This window comes from Phaeodactylibacter xiamenensis (assembly GCF_965229835.1).
GTDB classification, from domain to species: domain Bacteria; phylum Bacteroidota; class Bacteroidia; order Chitinophagales; family Saprospiraceae; genus Phaeodactylibacter; species Phaeodactylibacter xiamenensis.
Genome location: NZ_OZ245931.1, coordinates 3,040,131 through 3,061,596 on the forward strand (window position 1 = coordinate 3,040,131; position 21,466 = coordinate 3,061,596).

Consider the following 21,466-nt stretch of genomic DNA (forward strand, 5'->3'; position numbering starts at 1 on the left):
CGAATCTCTAATGTACTAAATTTTTCAAAGGGCCCGGTTAATAAAAAAGCGGGCACCCGGCTTATTATTGCCAGATGCCCGCTTGGTCGATTAAACAGGTACGTTATGCCTGTTTGCTGTTATTCTACAATGACCATCTTCTTAGTCGCTGTATAGCTGCCTGCTGCAACAGTATAGGAGACCATACCAGCTGCTGCCAGATCAGCCGAACGTACAGTCAGTTGGTTATAGCCCTTTGTACCTTCGAGGCGGTAGAGCTTCAGGACTTTTCCAGTGACATCGCTGATCGTCACTGTCGCCTGAGCCGCTTCCGGAAGGTTGAAACCAATTACAGTTTCTCCCTTGAAGGGGTTAGGCTGATTCTGATAAAGCTCAAAACCAGCAACCGCTGCGGCAGTACCGCTAAACTCGATGGCTACGTCCCGGAAGGTTCCGTCTTTGCCATAAGCTTCCGCTTTGGTAACGGCTGAACTAACGCCCAGCACCTCGCTCAGCATCACATTGCTTTCTGCACGCAGTACCAGTGTGAACAGTTCCGTGCCTGCCAGGGCTTCTGCTGTCGCTTTAGACGCCCAGTTCCAGCTTGTGGTGATCATACCCTCGCCAGCGTATACCAGACCAAAGTGGTCTTCTGTGGCCACACCGCTTACGATGTCGACCAATGCTACTTCACTGCTCAGCGTCAGCGTAGCCTGATAGCCTTCAATTGCCTGCAGATCGGCGGCAGTAAAGGTTACGCGGTATTCATTGCCTGCTTTCAGCTCCTGCTCGTCTGTTTGCAGTGCGAAGAGGCCTTCGTAGCTGCGCTCGTCAATAGCTGCAAAGCTGTTAGGCGTTGCATCACCGCTTACATCACCAATCTTCACTGCAACAAAGTTAGCATTGCTGATGCCTCCTAAAGGCAGGTCATTGAAGTTGATCACTTCAGGGAATTGCGCTGCCCATGGGTTAGCAGGGTTCGGGAAGTTATAGCTTGCTTCCACGAAACGCCAGCTCGTATTATCAGTGAACGACGTGGTAATGGACAGAATCAGCTTACGGAGCTGAATCAGGTCCAGCGTAGTTACCGTACCTGAGCGGTTGACGTCAGCTGCAATCAGCTGATAGGGCGAATCCAGTGGGTCCACGCCCAGAATGTGCTTGCTAATGAGCACCAGGTCATAGGTGGACACCCCGTTGAGGTCATCACCATCGCGCTGTGGCGTAACGGTATAGTCCAGCCCGGGCTGCAGTCCGGTGAAGCTGTACTGACCATCTGCCTGAGTCATCATCATATCAGACATTTGTCCGGACAGATTGACCATAACATCTTCCACTGCTTCATCCTGCGCGGTGCTGATTGCACCTGCTGCCATTGGTGAGGCATCACCGCAGAGCCCCATATTGTCCTGTACCAGGATGTAAGTCTCGCAGAAGTCACCGTTACCGGCAGCATCGTATGCCCAGATTTCCACAACAAGGGTACCCTCATCGTCACAAGTCAGGATCAAGCCGGTCTGATCCGGGTCATTTGGCTCACCAACGCGGTTGATAGAGTACTTGATGGGCTCTGAACAGTCTGAAATCGGAGAAGCTATGAAATCGCTCGCCCAGATTTCCGCCATGCCTGCGCCTGGATCAGGCAGGTTGTCGCCATCCTCGTCTACCGGCATCAGCTCAATGGCAAGACCGTTGATGCAAATAGGTGCCGGCGCCTTGCAGTCGATCACACTGAACGGCAGCACTGCCTGATCAGAATTGCCGCACCCATCTTTCACGCGTACTTCAAAGGAGTGCGCGCCGATTGGGAAAGCCCCTGTAATCGTGAAGTTGGGATAAGCACCAGACAGGGCACCGTTGAGCGGTGTAAGTGTACCGTTGTTGAAAGCATTCAGGAAGACATCAACATCGAGGTCGTTCGGCGTGCAATCCTCATCAACCGTGAATGGGAAGACAACTGTTGCATCGCAATCCACATTATCCAGCGAACAGAATGGAGAAGCGGCATTGAAGGAAATATCCGGTGCGATATCATCGTATACTTTGATGATTTGGGTATACTGGTAGAAACCCGTTTCATCGTATACGAAGTCGTAGTAGTCATTGGAAGTACCACAGAAGTTGATACCCGGCACGTTGTTGTCCGATGACTCATCAGTGTCCTGATCGAAGTAAATCTTGCCATTCGGGCGAGCCAGCAGCCATATGCTCTTATCGCCAGGTGTGCCGTTGCAGTCTTCATCCCTGCCAACGATGTACGGGGCACTTTCGCCATCGTACTGACACCAGTTGATCACCTTCCAGGTACGGAAGATTTTGTAGCATTCGTTACCAGAGGCAGAGAAGGTTTCATCAGAGCTGGAAATGGCAAGCAGGTCGCAGCCAATCTCGTTGTAGGTCACGCTGTCCGGCTCAGCAATACCGCACTGTGCTTCTGCATCTTTAGGGAAGTTGATTTCGTAGTTGTGTACCTCATTGACCGTAATAACCTGTACACAGCTATTGGTGCTGTTGCGGCCGTTCACGTCGGTCACCCGGAAAATACGGGTGATGGAGCCAAAGCCACAATCAAGGTTGTTATTGGCAGCCACTTGCTGAACACTCGCGATGCCACAGTTGTCTGCACCGGTAGCCATGCCGAAGAGGTCCTCCAGCTGATCGGCATTGGTTGGGTCAAACCCATAAGGAAGATCATCACAGTCTACCACTACGTTGTCAGGGGCATCACAGAATGGATTGATCTTGTCCTCCGGTGTCACGCTCAGCCAGCAGGTATTCTGATTACCGTATTGGTCGGTGACAACCAGGGTCACATCAGAGGTCACGCCAACATCACAGCAGAAGAAATCAACGTAGTCTCCGGCGACACTGTTCTGCGTACCACAAGTGTTTGTTACGGGGTTGAAATTATTGCGGAAGACCTGAATGGTCACATCACCACAGTTATCCCAGGATCCCTCGTCTACATCATGAGCGAAGATCCGCGCTCCGGCAGGCTGCCCGGGCACGATATTACCACCGCCAATGCTCACGTTTAGTTGGTCATCACAAATCGCGATAGGCTCGATTTGATCCACAACCTCAAAAGGACAGTACAATTCTGTTGCATTGCCGCAGTCATCTTCTGCTACGTAGCGGAAATAGTGGCTACCAAACGGAATACTGCCCACAAAACGGCTTGCACCCGGTGCAATGGTCCGTACAACGACCGTATCAATCTCGATACCTGCAAACAGACCATACTGGTTAAAGATGCTATCTTCCACCTCTGTCACGATCTCAGTATATACACTTACACCTGAGCAGTTGTCTGAAATATTAGCAGGCATAGGCACTGCGAATGCTGCCGTACAGGCAAATGGGCTGGAAGAGTATACCAACGGTGTACCAGCCGGGCACTCAATCTGAGGGGCAGTGAAGTCCCCTACCTTGATCAGCTGATTGACTACGAGCGAGCTGCCCGGGTCGCACCAGTCGAAAATAGTCCATTCCCGGCGGAACTTGAAGCGGCCGTCGCACTCGTCTATCGCTGGAGTATCATCAAATGATGCTCCAATATTGCAATAGGAAGGCGCAATATCAAAAATTCCAAAAGCAGTAAAGATGAACGGATAGCCAGTCAGCTCAGGGCTCGGATTTCCGTCTGCCAGAGTCGGATAGTCCTCATCGCACTCAATCGCAACGGTAAAGGAAGGCAGGTTAACATCATCCAGAGTCGGTTTACGGAAGGTAATCTGCTGCTGGCAGTTGTCCGTGCGGCCGTTGTCATCTCTTGCGACGAAGGTCCGGGTAATGACAACGTCTCCACAATCGCCATTAGCGACAAAATCATCCGTAGCTGTTATGTCTACATTTGTGTCGCAGTTATCCGTAGCGGAAGGTGCGCCGACAAAACCGTACGTGCCCTGAATGAATGCTGTTTGCTGAGCAACGCTTCCCGCATCACCTCCATAAATATGATCGAAATCATCACAGAACAGCGGTGCTGTCAGTGTTTCAGTAGTTGTTGGCAAAGCAGAGAATGTCGTATCAAACTGAATGGTCCAGTCTGGCAGGGTAGTTTGGGAATAATTCCAAACACCGACCAAACCATTGCCATCACTAAAGATGGTATGTTCGTAAGCACCGGTCTCATCTGCACCGAAGCTGGAAACCAGCACCAAGTAGGTTTCATAGGCCCGAAGTGGGAGTGTCACCCGTACCTGCGGATCGAATAAACCGCCGATTGGACCAACATTACCGAGGATGTTATCGTCAGCGGCGTACAGGATATTTTCGCAGGGACTATTAGGATTAAAGCTGCCCTGATATAAAGCCGTGAACCCATCGCCCCATTCCGTATTCAGGTAAATGGTGTAGATATCGTCCTGGCTCACCTGGAACTCAATGATATCGTAGTAATGTGATCCGGCCGTTGGGCCAGCTGCATCGAGGAAGCAGGAATAGTCTGCCAGTTCCAGTTGTGCATCCGTGGTCGTCAGGGCTCCCTGAATCTTCTGAACAGCAGTGCTGAAAATAGCTTCTCCTGTATCATCCGGGCAGCTAATAACCGGAGCAGTCTTGTCCTCCGCAGTAACATAGCCCCAGCAATTCTCGAATCCGGGTACGTCCGGACCGGAAATATCATAAATAAACTGGCCGTCCCCATCGACAATATTGCCGTTAGAGGGGTTGAGGTCATTGACGATAGTAATGCTGAAGTCTTCTTCTGTCAGGCAGCCGAAGTTGCCTTCGAGCACCATATCAGCAGTAATGACCCGGGAGCAGTTATCATTGAGGGTGACATTGATGTTATCGTTACACGCCAGGTTGGTTGAAGGTGCAGCAGCCTGGGTTACACTGATCGCAAAACTTTCGGAACGGCTGTTGCCTGATCCGTCTTCTGCGAAGATGCTAACGGTGAACGGCCCTGCGTTTGCCGGTGCGGTCACCACGTAGGTGTTGCCGGCAGATGGCGCGATGGTTGCGCTACCCGACACGCTAACGTTTGGAGTCAATGCGCCTTCACAATTGTCTATTGCAGAAACCTGGAAGCTCACCTCAGCAGTAGAGGGGGCGCAGGGGTCCAATACAACGTTGATATTCTGGGAAGGATAAACAATGATTGGGGCTGAGTTATCTGGCTGATCTGTAACGGTGAGCTCTGATATGCCTTCGGAAGTATCCCCGGCGCCATCTGTATAGCTGGCTACCAAAGTATATACACCTGCCGGGATACCACTTAGGTTCCATACATATAAGCCACTTTCCGGCTCAGAAGCCAATGGATCGATCGCTGGTGCAGCAGCGCCATTTAGCGTAAAGGTGGCACCTGACAGGTCGGTATCACAATCATCTGAGATTTGCACCTGGAAGCTGAGATTCGCACCAGCTGTGCAAATAGGCTCCAGAAAAGTCAGGTTACCGGGCATGGTGATTCCAGCCGGCTGATTTGCATCCTGTATAACACTTACCGCGTGATCTACGGTTACACCACCATAGGTGAAGTCAATTAAGTAATTACCCGGTGTAAGATTGCCGGCGGCCTCAAAATATGCAAACCCACCTTCAGCAAGAGTATAGGTGATTGCCAAGGGAGCACCACTTACAGTAATAGCACCTGAGAGGTTATCATCCGCTGTAAGATCACAATCGTAGATATTACCCGATAGCACCACAAACTCAGAAGCTTCGCAGGCTGGCACGTGGAACTGTCCGTTTCCGGAAATGTCAACGATTGGCTGTGGGCTGTTAGCCTGTGTAACATTCACAGTAAAGCTGTAAACGGTCGCATTCCCGCTGTAGTCGGTTGCAGTATAGCTGATATTATAAGAGCCTTCAGAAAATACAGAGCCGGAAGCAAGCCCTGAGGTCTGCTGCAGATCAGGTTGGGTATCGCAATCATCAGCAACAACGATTGTCCAGTTGACAGGTACACCTTCATTTTGACAAGCGGGGATTTCCACATTCATATCACCCGGGCCGTAAACTTCAGGAGCACGGCTGTCATTTACAGTCAGAACGTAATCCAATACTTCTGAGTTGCCATTCCCATCAGTAGCGGTGATGGTCAGGGTATTTTCACCTACAGCAAGAAAAATATTCAGTACATATGCCGCATCCAGAGCTATCTGCTCAAAAGAGACAGTAGGTGCTGCTCCCGGATCGGGGTTCGTCAAGGTAACGTCAAAGCTAAGTTCGGAAGGGCTTTCGCAATTATCGGAGGGCAGTACAGACCATAGCAGCTGTACGCCACACTCGCCTTCCGGTGGGCTGTAAGCAAAAGCAGCTCCGGGATTCACAGAGACTCCTCCTGATCCGGTCACTTCTATTTCCGGTGCTTGATTATCAGAAGCGGCAAGTGTAACTTCAGTGGAAAGGCTTTCCACACAATCTGCGTTAAAGGTACAGTCTCCTTCATTTACCAGCTCCAAAGTCACGCTGTAAGTAGTCCCGGCTCCTGTACTGCCCGGGAGGCTGAATGAAACCACTTCGCCTGAAGCAACGTTGTTTTGGCGATCGGCTTCACTGCCGTTTGCAAGCACTACAATATTATAAATTGCATTGCAATCAGACACTCCGCCATCAGCCATATCGCTAACAACCACATCGAAACTGCCATCATCTCCTCCGCAAACCGGGCTGGCCACATCAGAGATTTGAATTTCCGGCAGCCTGTTTTGGATGAGGTCCCCATTAATTGAACCAGTGGCAGAAGCAACATTAGACGAACCACAATTAGCAGTAATTGCATAATTATAGGTCGTACCAGCCGATAGCGTTCCTGCGGCAATTGTCAATTGAGTATTTGTCATGTTCACAAAGTCGACAACCGGCTGATTGCCATTTTCAATATCTACCGTGTAGCTGTTCGCTGCGGCAGAGCCATCCCAGTCAAGTGTCACGACTCCGTTGCAATCGTACCCCACATCCACGTTAGCAGGAATCGGGCATTGCCCAAAGAGATTTCCTGACCAACCTGTAAACAGTACTGCTGCAAACAGCAGGCCCAAGGTCCGGGTCATAAAAGGTTTCGTCAAGGTCATAATGTTCATAGAATTACGATTTGTGTTAATGGAATTATGGTCAAAAAGGACGTATACGACAGTCATGCTCCCTGCCAAAGGGGCAAGGCACTGTTCGTAAAACCTCCTATAAATACCTGAGTATTGAAGGTTATACACCTGTCATTAGAAGTGAATAAACTATGAAGGGGTCTAAAACTGTGGGTCTAAAATTACAAGATGGCATACGGATGTACCGCTGCCGGGAGTGCATATCAATAAGATGTTAAGGTAGGTTGTATAAAGGGTGTGTAACAGGGACTGAGCTTTTTTATTTGGGCTCTTTTTTTCTTTCTGTAGGTGTTTGTGAGTTCAAATAACGGATATTTATTTCAATTATGCAATACCCCCACTCATAATCCGATCTATTTATCTGCGATAAATCAAATTATTTTTTATTCAATGTCCACCACCTTTGAAATCACTGCTTTAGCCTAAAACCAGAAAGGCCGGGCGCCCTTTCGGATGCCCGGCCTCCCGGTCTGCCCACTGCGGGCGCCGCCTAAGCAGCGCCCGCCGGGCTATATCTCAAAGAGATGGTTACTTGATGATTACCATCTTCTTCGTTGCTGTGTAGTCACCAGTTTCAACAGTGTAAGATACTACGCCTGTCGCCGCCAGCTCAGAAGACTTAACCGTGATGTGGTTGTAGCCTTTAGAGCCATCCTGGCGGTACAGTTTCAGTACCTTGCCGGTTACGTCGCTGATGGTGATCGTCACCTGTGCTGCCTCTGGCAGGTTGAAGCCGATCACAGTCTCGCCCTTGAATGGGTTCGGCTGGTTCTGGTACAGCTCGAAGCCTGCGCCCGCTACAGTACCGGTGCTGAACTCGATCGCTACGTCCTGGAAGCTGCCGTCTTTGCCGTAAGCTTCTGCCTTCGTAACTGCTGAGCTTACGCCCAGTACTTCGCTCAGCATCACGTCGCTGTTGGCGCGCAATACCAGTGTGAACAGCTCTGCATCAGATGCTTCGCCGTTCCAGCTTGTCGTGATCATGCCTTCGCCCAGGTAAGCCAGGCCGAAGTTGTCTTCAGTAGCTACACCGCTTACGATGTCTACCAGCTCTACGCCGTTGCTCAGCGTCAGCGTCGCCTGGTAGCCCTCGATGCGTGCCAGCTCAGCAGCTGTGAAGCTTACGCGGTACTCATTGCCCGCCTTCAGCTCCTGCTCGTCTGTCTGCAGTGCAAAAGTGCCTTCGTAGCTGCGCTCGTCAACTACTGCAAAGCTGTTTGCTGCCGCATCACCGTTCACATCACCAATCTTCACGGCTACGAAGTCCGCATCCATGATGCTTGTCGCAGGCAGGTCGTTGATGTTGATCACTTCAGGGAACTGCTCTGCCCATGGGTTAGATGGGTCTGGGAAGACGTAAGCCGTCTCCACAAAGCGCCAGCTGGTGTTGTTAGCGAACTCTGTATCGATAGACAGGATCAGCTTGCGCAGCTGGATCAAGTCCAGAGTAGTGATAGAGCCAGAGTTGTTAACGTCCGCTGCGATACGCTGGTATGGCGTGCTCAGCGGGCCAACGCCCAGGATGTGCTTGCTGATCAGTACCAGGTCGAACGTAGACACACCGTTGAGGTAGTCGCCGTCGCGCTGTGGCGTGATCGTGTAGTCAAGGCCTGATGTCAGGTTCGTGAATACGTAAGCGCCGTCGTTCTGAGTCGTCATCGCTGTAGAAGCCTGGCCGGAAAGGCTGACCTGTACATCTTCTACCGGCTCGTTGTCCTCGGTATTGACTGCACCGGCTGCCATTGGTGCTGCTGCACCGCATACGCCCATGTTGTCCTGTACCAGGATGTACGTCTCGCAGAAGTCGCTGTTGCCAGCTGCGTCGTACGCCCAGATCTCGATCACCAGCGTGCCTTCGTCGTCGCAAGTCAGCACAAGGCCGGTCTGGTCAGGGTTGTTAGGCTCGCCTACGCGGTTGATAGAGTACTTGATTGGCTCAGAGCAGTCGCCCGCCTGAGTGGAGAAGTCGACAAAGTCGCTCGCCCAGATCTCAGCCATGCCTGCGCCCGGGTCCGGCAGGTTGTCGCCGTCCTCGTCTACTGGCATCAGCTCGATCGCAATGCCGTTCAGGCAGAATGGCGCTGGCGCCTTGCAGTCGATGATGTCGAATGGCAGGATCGCAAGGTCTGAGTTGCCACAGCCGTCCAGTACGTGCACTTCGAACGCGTGGCTGCCGATTGGCAGGTCGTTCACTGTGATCGTGTAGTCTGGGTAAGAACCAGATACCACGCCTGTCAGCTCCACAAGGTCACCGCTCAGGAATGGGTCAAGGAACACCTTGATCGTCAGGTCGTCTGGCGTACAGTCCTCATCGATGCTGAACGGATAAGTCACGTTCGCATCACAGTTCACGTTGTCCAGTGAGCAGAATGCGTCTGCCTGCGTGAAGCTGATCTCAGGAGCGGTGTCGTCGTATACCTTGATGATCTGAGTGTACTGGTAGTAGCCAGTCTCGTCATACTCGAAGCTGTAGTAGTCATTCGATACGCCACAGAAGTTGATGCCTGGTACGTTGTTGTCAGGTGTCTCGTCTGTGTCCTGGTCGAAGTAGATCTTGCCGTTCGGGCGTGCAAGCAGCCAGAAGCCGTTGCCGTTGTTCGCAATACGGTCGCCATCGCCTGGCGTTCCGTTGCAGTCCTCGTCGCGGCCTACGATGTAAGGGTCGCTCTCGCCGTCATACTGGCACCAGTTGATCACCTTCCACGTACGGAAGATCTTGTAGCACTCGTCGCCGGATGCAGAGAACTGCTCGTCGTTGCTTGTCACTGCAAGCAGGTCGCAGCCAAGCTCGTTGTACTCAACGGTGTCTGGCGTTGGCGTGCCACAGTTCGCCTCAGCGTCCTCTGGGAAGTAGATCTCGTAGTTGTGCACCTCATTGATCGTGATCACCTGCACACAGCTGTTCGTGCTGCTCAGGCCGTTCACGTCAGTGACGCGGAAGATACGAGTGATGGAGCCGTAGCCGCACTCCAGGTCAGCGTTCGATGCTACCTGCTGTACAGATGCTACGCCGCAGTTGTCTGCGCCCGTCGCCATGCCGAACAGGTCTTCCAGCTGGCCTGCGTCAGATGCGTCGAAGCCGTATGGCAGGTCGTCGCAATCCACAACTACGTTGTCTGGCGCGTCACAGAATGGGTTGATCTTGTCCTCTGGCGTAACGCTCAGCCAGCAGGAGTTCTGGTTGCCGTACTGGTCGGTCACAACCAGTGTGATATCAGATGTAACGCCTACGTCACAGCAGAAGAAGTCGACGAAATCGCCGGTTACGCTGTTCTGCGTGCCGCAAGTGTAAGTGATCGGGTTGAAGTTGTTGCGGAAGATCGCGATAGATACATCACCGCAGTTGTCCCATGAGCCTTCGTCCACGTCAGATGCGAACACCCGTGCAAGCGCTGGCTGGCCAGGCACGATGTTGCCGCCGCCGATGCTTACGTTCAGCTGGTCGTCGCATACTGCCACCGGCTCGATCTGGTCGATCACTGAGAATGGGCAGTACAGCTCCGTCTCATTGCCACAGTCGTCTTCTGCCACATAGCGGAAGAAGTGGTCGCCGAATGGGATAGAGGATACAAAACGGTTCGCGCCGGGCTGGATTGTGCGCACCACTACGGTGTCGATCACAAACTGTCCGGTTGGCAGGCCGTACTGGTTGATCACCTCTTCCTCTGTTGTCGTCACGATCTCAGTGTATACCGTTACGTTAGAGCAGTTGTCGCTCACGCTTGGCATAGGCACTTCGAAAGATGCACCGCAAGAGAATGGGCTTGTAGAGTAAGCGATTGGCGTGCCCGCTGGGCAAGACACCTCTGGCGCTGTGTAGTCGCCTACTTTGATCAGCTGGTTAGCGATCAATGAGCTGCCTGGGTCGCACCAGTCAAAGATAGTCCACTCACGGCGGAACTTGAAGCGGCCTTCGCACTCGTCTACTGTTGGCAGGTCTTCGTAAGAAGCGCCGATGTTGCAGTAATTCGGAGCGATGTCAAAGATGCCGAACGCTGTGAAGATGAACGGATAGCCAGTCAGCTCTGGAGCCGGGTTGCCGTTCGCCAGCGTTGGGAAGTCTTCGTCGCACTCTACCACTGCTGTGAAGCTTGGGAAGTTCACGTCGTCAAGCGTTGGCTTGCGGATCGTGATCTGCTGCTGGCACTCGTCTGTCAGGCCCTGGTCGTCAGTAGCCGTGAAGGAGCGCGTGATTACTACGTCGCCGCAGTCGCCGGAAGCTGTGAAGCTGTCCGTCGCTGTGATGTCTACGTTGTTGTCGCAGTTGTCCGTCGCACTTGGCGCGCCTACCCACTGGTAAGTGCCGCTGATGAATGCAGTCTCCTGTGCTACAGAACCTGCGTCGCCGCCGTAGATCTGGCCGAAGTCGTCACAGAACAGCGGGATAGACAGCTGCTCAGTAGTCGATGGCAGGGCAGAGAACGTCGTGTCATACTGGATTGTCCAGTCTGGCAGCATCGTTTCTGTAAAGTTCCATGCGCCTACAAGGCCGTTGCCGTCGCTGAAGATCGTGTGCTCGTAGGAGCCAGTCACGTCTGAGCCAAAGCTGGAAACCAGCACGAAGTAAGTCTCGTACGCACGCAGTGGCAGCGTTACGCGCACTTGTGGGTCGAACAAGCCGCCGATTGGGCCTGCGTTGCCAAGGATGTTGTCATCCGCTGCGTAAAGGATATTCTCACATGGGCTGTCCGCATCAAAGCTGCCCTGGTACAGTGCAGTGAAGCCGTCGCCCCATGAAGTGTTCAGATAAATCGTGTAGATATCATCGGCGCTCACCTGGAACTCGATGATGTCGTAGTACTGTCCGCCTGCAACTGGGCCTGCTCCGTCAAGGAAGCAAGAGTAGTCCGCAAGCTCAAGCTGTGCGTCAGTCGTCTCCAGGGCGCCCTGGATCTTCTGTACAGACTCAGAAATCGTCGCTACAGCTGTATTGTCCGGGCACTCAACAACTGGTGCGGTCTTGTCTTCGCCGGTAACATAGCCCCAGCATGGCTCGAAGCCTGTAATATCTGCACCTGCTGGATCAAACACGAAGTTGCTGACAGTTGCATCAGCGCCATATGGAGCAAGACCATCAACAGTCATGAACAGAACAAACAGGTCACCACCGTTCAGATCAAGGCTTACGCTACCAGATGCTTCGCCAGTCGTAGGATCAATGCCCCCTGTACCGTTGAAATCAGCAGCGAGTACTACTTCTGTAATATTGCCGCTAGCATCAATAGAGTAACCGAAGAACTCATATATAAATAAAGAAGAACCTGCAAACTCCTCCGTCTGGAAGTACCAATCGAAGGACAACTGACCGTCTAGTGGTACTTCGATAGAAGCCATAGCTGTCTGGTCACCAACACCTGGGTCTACAGGGCTATCGAACTGGATAGCTTGGTCACCCGTGAACTCAACAGTAATGCCTGTTGAAGTAGAAGACAGGTCCCAGTTAGCGGGAGCAAATGCACCTGTAAAATCTACAGTAGTCTGTGGCTGGCTCAGAGAGATTTCGTAGATAAACTCCCCATGTCCGTCAAGAATATTACCGTTAGATGGGTTGTCATCGTTGACGATGTTTAGTACGAAGTCATCATCTGTAAGGCAGCCAAAGTTGCCCTCGAGTACCATATCTGCAGTAACTACGCGTGAGCAGTTGTCGTCAAGCGTAACGTTGATGTTATCGTTACACGCCAGGTTCTCCTGTGGTGCGGGTGCCTGAGTCACGTTAATTACGAAAGACTCCGTGCGGCTGTTGCCAGCTGCATCAGAAGCTTCGATTGTAACAGTATAAGGACCCTCATTAGCTGGGGCAGACACTGTGTATACACCAGCAGATGCAAGCACTGTTGCAGGGGCATCAATAGTAACAGTCGGATCAACATCACCATCACAATTGTCGATCGCAGAAACTTGGAAAGTAACCAGTCCAATGTTAGAATCAGAGCATGGGTCAAGTGCAACGTTGATATTTTGTGATGGGTATACAATAATCGGAGCAGCGTTGTCAGGCTGGTCGGTTACCGTGAAGGTAGCAGTGCCTTCTGAAGTCGCGCCTGCGCCGTCAGTGTAAGTACCTACGAGTGTGTAAGAGCCCGCTGGGATACCAGCAAGGTTCCATACGTAAAGGCCATTTGCCTCATCAGAAGCGGCTGCGTCAACTGCAGGTGCAGCACCGCCGTTCAGTGTGAAGGTAGCACCGCTAAGGTCTGCATCACAGTCGTCTGTGATCTGTACCTGGAAGCTCAGGTCTGCTCCGTCAGCACACAGTGGCTCAAGGAATGCAAGGTTGCCGGGCATCGTGACCGTTGCAGGCTGGTTCGCATCCTGGATAACAGAAACCGCGTGGTCTACAGTTACGCCCTGGTAGCTTACTGCGATGAGGTAATCACCTGGCTCAAGGTTGCCGGTAGCCTCGAAGTATACGTAGTCTTCCTGTGGCAGGAAGTAGCTGATCGCTACATCTGCACCGCTAACGGTCAGGTCCGCAGGATTGAAGTTGAATACTGTCAGGTCACAGTCATATACGTTGCCAGAGAACACAACCTCTGCGTTGTCCTCACAAGCTGGTACGTTGAACTGGCCATTGCCTGATACGTCTACGATTGGAGCCGGGCTTGCTGCCTGCGTCACTTCGATATCGAAGCTGTAGGAAGCAGTATTGCCTGTATCGTCAGTAGAAGTGTAAGATACCGTGTAAGTACCTGCTGTCAGCGTGCTGCCGGAAGATGGGCCAGCTGTCTGAGTCAGTGCTGGCTGCACATCACAGTCATCAACTGTAGATACTGTCCAGTTTACAGGCACGCCTTCATCCTGGCAAGCCGGGATTTGAACCTGCATGTCGCCAGGGCCGTAAATCTCAGGGATACGCACATCCAGTACTTCGATAGTGAAAGTCAGGGTCGTGTTGTTGCCATTCTCATCGGTTGCGCTAAGCGTAACAACGTTCGTGCCTACTGCAGCGAAGATATTCACAGCGTAAGCCGCGTCTACTGCATCCTGAGTTACTGAAGCTGTTGGGAATACGCCAAGGTTGTTATTGGTCACACTCGCTGTGAAGTCAATATCAGATGGCCCACCGCAGTTGTCGAATGGGAACACAGACCAAAGCAGCTGTACGCCGCACTCGCCCTCTGGCGGAGTGTAAGTAAGTACCGCGCCTGAGCCCAGGTCAACACCACCGGCTGCAGTCACGTCCATACCTGGTGCCTGGCTGTCGGATGGCGTCAGCGTCTGAGTTGCTGAAACAGAAGAAACACAGCCCGTCTGGTCTGTGTTAAACTGGCAGCCGCCTGCTGAAGCCAAGGAGAGGTTCACCGTGTAGACTGTACCACCTACTGCGGCGTTCAGCCCACCGAAGGTTATGGTATTGCCCGCTGGCACGTTGAAGAAAGTGGTCCCGCCTACAGAGATATTGTAGGAAGCGCCACAACCATCATTCACCGTAACATCAAAGCTGCCGGAGAACTCGTCGCCCGGGCAAACTGGGTTGTTCACGTTGGTGATAGAAATCGTTGGCTGGCGGTCCTGAATGTCCGCGCCATCGATTTGGCCAGTTGCAGATGAAACATTAGAAGCTGCACAGTTCGCAGTAATTGCGTAGTTGTAGGTCGTGCCTGGTGTCAGGGTACCTGCAACAATAGTCAGCTCAGTGGAAGTCATGTTGACAAAGTCGACAACCGGCTGGTTGCCATTCTCGATGTCAACGGTGTAAGATTGTACCAGGCCGCTTGGGTCCGTAATGTCCCAGTCCAGTACAACGACTCCATCACAGTTGTAGCTCACGTCTACGTTCGATGGTGTTGGACAATCCTGTGCAAAAGCCTGTGGAAGGCCCAGGAAAGTCAACAGCGCGAACGCAAATGCGCCTGCCAGCCGCGACGGAGAAACGAAAGTAAACTTCGTTTTTTCCATAAGATCACGATTTGTTTAAAAAAAATTAGGTTAAAAAAAAGGTCGTTAAACTGTATATCTATCCCTTAGGATAAAATAATTCTTGTAGGTATCGGTCGTCTTATCAAGAAGCTGAGCGTGTTAAAAAACAAGCACAAAGCCTGTAATTCTTTGTTTTATTTTCCTACAAGCTTCTTAATTCGGGGATAAAGATAGTATTATTTTATATTCAAATACAACAATGTGCGAGCAAAGAAGCGACTAACAGGCAACAAGAAATGGATACATTCCCGAAGAGACTGACAATCAACCGCTGACGCTTTTCCCAGACTTTGCAAGTCTTAAAGAAGTAGCGCCTCCCGGCTCTAAGAAGATTGTATTCTTCCCGACATACACTCTATATTTGTTTTTTTAAACCTATTGAATATGACTCAGGAACCTAAAAAGAAAGACCCATTCGATGGCGAGTATATTGGCAACATATGGGGGTGGCGTATATCACTTATCGGTGCCGCCGTCATTGTGCTGCTTTCTGCTTTTGCAGCGTACCGGCACTACACACTTGACGTCCCATTCGGATTGGAAGTGCCGGATCAGACCCGGGAAAAACCCGCAGCAGACAGTATAAACCTTGAAAAGCCTGCGCAAAAATGAAGCTACTCCAATTTTACAAATACCAGGGTACAGGCAATGATTTCATCATGATCAATCAGATGAAAGCAACTGTATTGGATGGAAGCGAGACGGCCCTTATTAAGAGACTTTGCGACCGTCGCTTTGGCATAGGGGCTGATGGGCTAATTTTACTGCAGCCAAAACAGGGATACGATTTTGAGATGGATTATTTTAATGCGGATGGGCACAGAGGCTCAATGTGTGGCAATGGAGCCCGATGTACGGTTGCTTTTGCGCGTTCCCTTGGACTAGAGCAGTCAAGCTATTACTTCTTTGCTCCTGATGGGCCGCACCGGGCTCGTTTAAGTCTGAAAAAAGAAGGCTGGTTTGAAATCGAAATGTCAGATGTGCTAAAAGTAGAACGAGGGCAGGACTATTTTTTCATGGATACCGGTTCTCCTCATTATGTGAGGTTTGAAGAAACGCTGCATGCCCTGAACGTAGAAAAGGAAGGACGACACATCCGCTACAATGAGCAATTTGCAGCGACAGGGACCAATGTAAACTTCGTATCGGCAGCACCGAGCCTCCCGCTGCAGGTTTTCACCTATGAACGCGGAGTGGAAGCAGAAACCCTTTCCTGTGGCACAGGTGTGACGGCGGCAGCTATAGCTTATACCCTTCGACATAAACTGTTGGACGAGCCCGGGATAACCATCCCTGTGCAAACAAAAGGAGGGATACTCGAGATCAGAATGGACAAAAAAGAGGACCGTTACAGTAAGATTTGGTTGTGTGGGCCGGCCGAAGAAGTTTTTCAGGGACACCTTTATATATAGTAACGAGCAAAGAGAAGCCAGGCTGCTTCACCTGACTTCTGCTTTTGCGGCTAGATATAAAAAGGTATATAAACTTCTTTATTCTCCCTGACCAAGGGAATAAGCCCGTTCGCCATTTATTTCATAAAGGTTTTCAATCTTAATGAAATTGAGGCCCTCTACTGTGAGCCGTTGCAGTAAACCTGTAATTTGCTCATAGGTGACGGCGGCCATACGTGGCTTCCCCCCTGCTTCTGTACCACCATTAGCAGCAGCAATAAAGCGGCAGCGCCAGTGATCAGTACAGAAGGTCTCCGGAAAACCGTTAGGATAGACTTTGACACCCCGGTTCGTGATCATTTTAAGCTTAAAGTCCGCTTTGGCAATTTCCTCCAGTGCCCTGCCCAGTTCGTTAGGGTCACGCTCGCCCACTGCCCAATCGATAAAGACATCTACTCCGACCAGCTTTTTACTGGCTGGCACAAAAGGCCTGACTTTAACTTCAATAGGCTTTCGGGCAGTAGACAGTTCGACCTCTTTGAGATGCCGTGGCACTTGACCAAGGCGCTCAATCAGGGCTTCCGCAAACTCTTGCGTACCTACTTTTTGGCGGGTATAAGCCTCACTGTAAAGGTCACCGGTATGAATACCATCCTCCAGCGTACGTAATAATGCATTCTGTATTCGGACAGCTATGTCGTTTTTGCCCATATGGCTCAGCATCATACATGCAGCATGAATAAGCCCCGAGGGGTTAGCAATTCCTTTGCCTGCAATATCAGGTGCGGATCCGTGAATCGCTTCAAACATGGAAATGGGTTCTCCAATATTAGCAGAACCACCCAGACCGACAGAGCCTGCCACCTGTGCAGTAATGTCAGATACGATATCTCCATAAAGATTAAGCGTGACGATAACATCGAATTGCTCCGGTCGGTCAGCAAGCAGAGCAGAGCCAATATCTATGATATGGTGCTCGTTTTCAATATCCGGGTACTCTTTAGCCACCTCGTTGAAGATGGAGTGGAACAGCCCATCGGTATGCTTCATGATATTGTCCTTGCTCATGCAAGTTACTTTCTTACGCCCATTCGCACGCGCGTATTCGAAAGCATACCGGATGACCCGCTCACAGCCAGGACGGGAAACCAGCTTAAGGCATTGAACCACTTCAGCAGTTTGCTGATGTTCAATTCCTGCATACAGGTCTTCCTCATTTTCCCGGACCACGACAAGGTCCATATCAGGAAAATTGCTGTCTACATAAGGAGTAAAAGCACGGCAGGGGCGTACGTTAGCGAAAAGCCCCAGCGTCTTACGAATCGTTACATTAAGACTCTTGTACCCTCCTCCCTGCGGAGTGGTGATCGGACCTTTCAAAAAGACCCGGTTGCGGCGCAAAATATCCCAGGCATCAGGTGCGATACCGGACTGATGGCCGCTGAGGTACATTTCTTTTCCAATCTTCACTTCTTCGTACTCCAGCCCGGCACCTGCTGCCTCGAGAATATCGAGGGTTGCACGCATAATTTCCGGACCGATACCATCACCGAAAGCTACGGCGATGCGATTGGACAGAGACTTTGATTCTGCTGTAGAGCCTTGTGACTGAGGGCTTGAAGCATTGCCCATGGCGCTGTTGTCAGCATTCCATTGTTCTTTCATAAATTGGACAATTGTTGATGTTTTAAAGTTTTACTATCAACAATAGAAGTGAATTACTGTTCGGCAGAAAACCAAAATTTATCAGACTAACCCGATAGAGTATTGGCGGGCAACTTATTTCTATTTTTTCAGAATAACTTGAAAGCATGACTATCACTGAGGTTTCGAGAAGAACTTCCAAACCTATGCTTTATAACAGGTGTTTTTACTTGTAGAAAAAAATCATCAAAAAATTGCCCGAAATGCCAGTTAACACTCTTAGGCTTCTCAATCTGCTTGGATTTGTGCTTGTCATCGCCTTAAACATTCTTGCAAATGCTCTTCCCATCAACGGGATGACGACCGGAGAACTATCCGCGCTCTATCCTAATCGCTTTGTGCCTGCAGGTTTTACATTTGGGATTTGGGGCGTCATTTATCTGGCTTTGCTTGGATTCACTGTTTTCCAGTTTTTCCAGTCTGCGCACGGAGCAATAAAAAGCATTGGGATTTGGTTCTTCGTCTCTTGCCTTGCGAATGCAAGCTGGATTCTTGCCTGGCACTACCAAAAGCCTTTGCTTTCTCTAGGGCTTATGCTGCTGCTGCTTTTCACCCTGATCAAAATCTACCTTGTGGTAAGACCTCTGACATGGTCTGCCAACTGGCTTGCAAAGGTCCCTTTTCAACTCTACCTGGGATGGATATCTGTTGCCACAATTGCCAACGCCACTGCAGTACTCGTGAGTTACGGTTGGGCTGGCGGGCCGCTATCTGAAGTAGCCTGGGCTTCCATTATGGTTGTAGTGGCTGCAATTGCCGGACTGTTCTTCGCTATCCGCTACAAGGATATACTATATAATGGTGTGCTCTTGTGGGCATTTTATGGTATCTACGCACGACAGGCTTCTGAAGGGCTGCTTCAAACCACCCTCTATATTGCGGCTAGTGCTTTGATTGTCGCTACGCTTTTCGCATTGATAAGAAGGACTCCGCAAGCCTGAGCGCCCCGGGGCCTTGCCGGGGTTCATCAAAGCTCTTGCCCGCTTTCATTCATTTGAAGGCAACCGAACGCAAAAGAAAACAGCATTTCCACAACCTGGTCCAGGTACTCTGCTCCAAACTTAATATCTGTCAGGCGAGGCAAGTGTTCTGCAAAGTAAATATTGTTATTAGCAGACTCCAACAGCATACTTGCCAGTGCCCGTGGATAAGGGTAAGCAGGCTTTATTTCTATAATGATATCTGCAATCTTAGCGCAAAGCATTTTATAAGCCAGAAAAAAGCCATACTTGTTCTCTTCGTCTACGTTCTTTTTATGATAAGCTTTAGGGCCTTCTGTTACCACAATCCGGTGAAGTACCTCTGTATCAATAAAATCAACACTTGTGCTTTTCCGGGAAGTATCAACTATCGCACGCAATGCGGACTTTAACTTGTCCTGCGGAGCGGGGATATTCATCGTGAAAAAGGTTACCCGAAAGCGCATCCACTCCCAATACCAGTTTACCAGATAGATAAACAGGTAGTGCTTGTTCTCAAAATATCGGTAGATTGAGGCTTCGGTAGAGTGGATCCGTTCTGCCAACTTACGAAAAGTGAAATTCTCAAACCCTACTTCATCAAACAGGACAACAGAATACTCAATAATACGACGCCCCAGGGCCGTTTCCTGAGGATTCTTGATGAACAACTTCTCGTTAATGTCCAGGTTTACATTCACTTGCAGCATTGACGCACTTTTTTCCGTATTTAATGGCAGCGCTCTCTTCAAACTTAAACTTTTAGAAAAAAGCTGAAAATCTAAGTTAATAAAATCTGCCGACAAAATAGCTTTACTTCTACATTCAATAGCCTAAAATGTTTTCGCCAGTTGCTGTTTTGCACGCTACTGATTTAGCGCCGCTCTAACCCCGGCGATGCCTCTACGCTGGCAAACCAAGGTTTTATCATATACTGTCTTTCTTTTAATTTTCTTAGGCCCGCCGTCACCTCAGCAGGGCTTACCTAAATGAAAATCGAAAAAAGTTCTGTTTTCTGCGAACACAAAAAGCCCCTGTTTGTCTAATAGTAAAACTACCAATCCTGATAACCAAAGGATCGGTTTTAAGATAAAAAATATCAAAGCAGAGATAATGGCGTTAAAAGCAGACCTTTGGCTCTTTTTATTAAGCCTCATAGCGGTCATCGCTGGTCTTGGTTGTTACCTGTACGGAATGTACAGCCATTGTGTCTTATTTCTGATCATTAGCTTAGGCTATTCAGCCTATATCATAAAGAACCAAAAAGAGAAGCACTTAGGGCATTAAAGTTGTGCTTTCAGTATGCAGTAGTATGGTGCTGCCCGCTTAGCCGGGCAGTTTTTTTTTGCCCCTATCCCACCCTTCTGCCTTGTCGGCTATCTGTCAGGTTTCGTAGAAAGAAGGTGCAACATGCGATCTGATTCCACATATTTAGGTGTATCGAAATCACCACCGACACACTATGTTATCCCGACTATTTCTATTAGCGATGGCACTTGCAGCTCTGCCGGTCTTGGGTAGTGCATCCCCATTCCCGGTACCGTACCCTGTGCTGGGGCAAAGACAGGTAGCGCCACCACGCTACCCCAATGCAGAGCAGCTTTCTCCCATGACCATCCGTATCCCTTTCAAGCTGGCTGGCCACCTGATACTAATACAGGCGGAAGTAGCCGGGCAGTCCGGCAACTTCATACTCGATACCGGCTCCAGCAAGCTCATTCTGAACGCACGCCACTACTCCGGAGGGCGGTCAGCACCAAATACAGTGGGCATGAGCATGACCGGTGCCATCAAAGACCTCCGGGAAGCAACAGTCAGAGACTTCACTATTGACTCCCTGAGATACGACCGGCTGTATGCAGACATCATAGACCTCAATCATATTGAGCGCAAAAAGAACATCCGTCTCCTTGGGCTTCTGGGCTACAACGTAGTGGAAAACTACGAACTCATGATTGACTTTCAGCTCAAACAGCTGACCCTGACCGCCCTTGACAAAGAAGGCAACCGCATGGACACCCTTGCCTTTTACGAAAAGCCTACCGATAGCCTACATGTAACAATGGATAAGCACTTTCTGGTCATCAATGGAGAAGTGGACGGCAAAGCCCTCAGGCTTGGACTGGATTCCGGTGCAGAACTCAATCTCCTGCACAACCGCGTGAACAGAGCTATTCTTGACCATTTCAAAATCAGCAGGCGGACTTACCTGGCAGGCATGTCGGGACAACAGGAGCTGGAGGTCATCGCCGGTAAATTGTACCGCTTTCGTTCAGGCGGGCAAAGATGCTCCGGAATGCGAACCCTGCTGACCAACATGCATACCTTCAACCGCACCTACAGAACACGCCTTGACGGACTCATTGGGTACGAATTCCTGTGCGTCCGCCGTACCCTGATCAACTATAAGAAGAAAAAGTTGTACTTCTTTCAATGGTATCAACCTTAAAAAGGA

At 50.4% G+C, this 21,466-nt stretch carries 8 protein-coding genes; 4 read left to right on the forward strand and 4 right to left on the reverse strand.

The genetic code is table 11. The annotated features are described in order from the left end of the window. Nucleotides 1-119: 119 nt before the first annotated feature. On the reverse strand, nt 120-6,983 hold the full coding sequence (locus ACO08I_RS11260) for an HYR domain-containing protein (protein WP_421949346.1): 6,864 nt from the start codon (nt 6,981-6,983) through the stop codon (nt 120-122). 579 nt (nt 6,984-7,562) lie between these two features. After that, a complete protein-coding gene (locus tag ACO08I_RS11265; protein ID WP_421949347.1) occupies nt 7,563-14,936 on the reverse strand; it encodes an HYR domain-containing protein in 7,374 nt (2,457 codons plus the stop codon). Between the two features lie 405 nt (nt 14,937-15,341). Here ACO08I_RS11265 and ACO08I_RS11270 point away from each other — a divergent pair, with 405 nt between their 5' ends. Both ACO08I_RS11270 and dapF read left to right on the forward strand, forming a co-directional pair. Then, on the forward strand, nt 15,342-15,569 hold the full coding sequence (locus ACO08I_RS11270; RefSeq protein ID WP_044221417.1) for a hypothetical protein: 228 nt from the start codon (nt 15,342-15,344) through the stop codon (nt 15,567-15,569). Further along, on the forward strand, nt 15,566-16,369 hold the full coding sequence (gene dapF, locus ACO08I_RS11275; protein ID WP_282783438.1) for a diaminopimelate epimerase: 804 nt from the start codon (nt 15,566-15,568) through the stop codon (nt 16,367-16,369). Before ACO08I_RS11270 ends, dapF begins: the two co-directional genes overlap by 4 nt. Before the next feature lie 78 nt (nt 16,370-16,447). On the opposite strand, the gene ACO08I_RS11280 is transcribed toward dapF, so the two are convergent. After that, entirely contained in the window at nt 16,448-17,980 is a 1,533-nt protein-coding gene (locus ACO08I_RS11280) for an NADP-dependent isocitrate dehydrogenase (RefSeq protein WP_081968757.1), read from the reverse strand. Nucleotides 17,981-18,255: 275 nt separating this feature from the next. On the opposite strand from ACO08I_RS11280, the gene ACO08I_RS11285 reads away from it, so the two are divergent. Then, on the forward strand, nt 18,256-18,993 hold the full coding sequence (locus tag ACO08I_RS11285) for a tryptophan-rich sensory protein (protein WP_282783440.1): 738 nt from the start codon (nt 18,256-18,258) through the stop codon (nt 18,991-18,993). 26 nt (nt 18,994-19,019) lie between these two features. Here the strand turns inward: ACO08I_RS11285 and ACO08I_RS11290 are convergent, their stop codons facing one another. Continuing rightward, the gene (locus ACO08I_RS11290) at nt 19,020-19,721 is read right to left on the reverse strand and encodes a TetR/AcrR family transcriptional regulator (RefSeq protein WP_044221409.1); all 702 of its coding nucleotides are present in this window, start codon (nt 19,719-19,721) and stop codon (nt 19,020-19,022) included. A 752-nt stretch (nt 19,722-20,473) separates the two neighbouring features. Here ACO08I_RS11290 and ACO08I_RS11295 point away from each other — a divergent pair. After that, a complete protein-coding gene (locus tag ACO08I_RS11295) occupies nt 20,474-21,460 on the forward strand; it encodes a retropepsin-like aspartic protease (protein ID WP_421949348.1) in 987 nt (328 codons plus the stop codon). Nucleotides 21,461-21,466: the final 6 nt, after the last annotated feature.

Excerpts from the sequence above, each read along its gene's own strand:
- ACO08I_RS11260 (WP_421949346.1), bottom strand. The coding sequence starts at position 6,983 with ATGACCCGGACCTTGGGCCTGCTGTTTGCAGCAGTACTGTTTACAGGT.
- ACO08I_RS11265 (WP_421949347.1), bottom strand. The coding sequence starts at position 14,936 with ATGGAAAAAACGAAGTTTACTTTCGTTTCTCCGTCGCGGCTGGCAGGC.
- ACO08I_RS11270 (WP_044221417.1), top strand. The coding sequence starts at position 15,342 with ATGACTCAGGAACCTAAAAAGAAAGACCCATTCGATGGCGAGTATATT.
- dapF (WP_282783438.1), top strand. The coding sequence starts at position 15,566 with ATGAAGCTACTCCAATTTTACAAATACCAGGGTACAGGCAATGATTTC.
- ACO08I_RS11280 (WP_081968757.1), bottom strand. The coding sequence starts at position 17,980 with ATGGGCAATGCTTCAAGCCCTCAGTCACAAGGCTCTACAGCAGAATCA.
- ACO08I_RS11285 (WP_282783440.1), top strand. The coding sequence starts at position 18,256 with ATGCCAGTTAACACTCTTAGGCTTCTCAATCTGCTTGGATTTGTGCTT.
- ACO08I_RS11290 (WP_044221409.1), bottom strand. The coding sequence starts at position 19,721 with ATGCTGCAAGTGAATGTAAACCTGGACATTAACGAGAAGTTGTTCATC.
- ACO08I_RS11295 (WP_421949348.1), top strand. The coding sequence starts at position 20,474 with ATGTTATCCCGACTATTTCTATTAGCGATGGCACTTGCAGCTCTGCCG.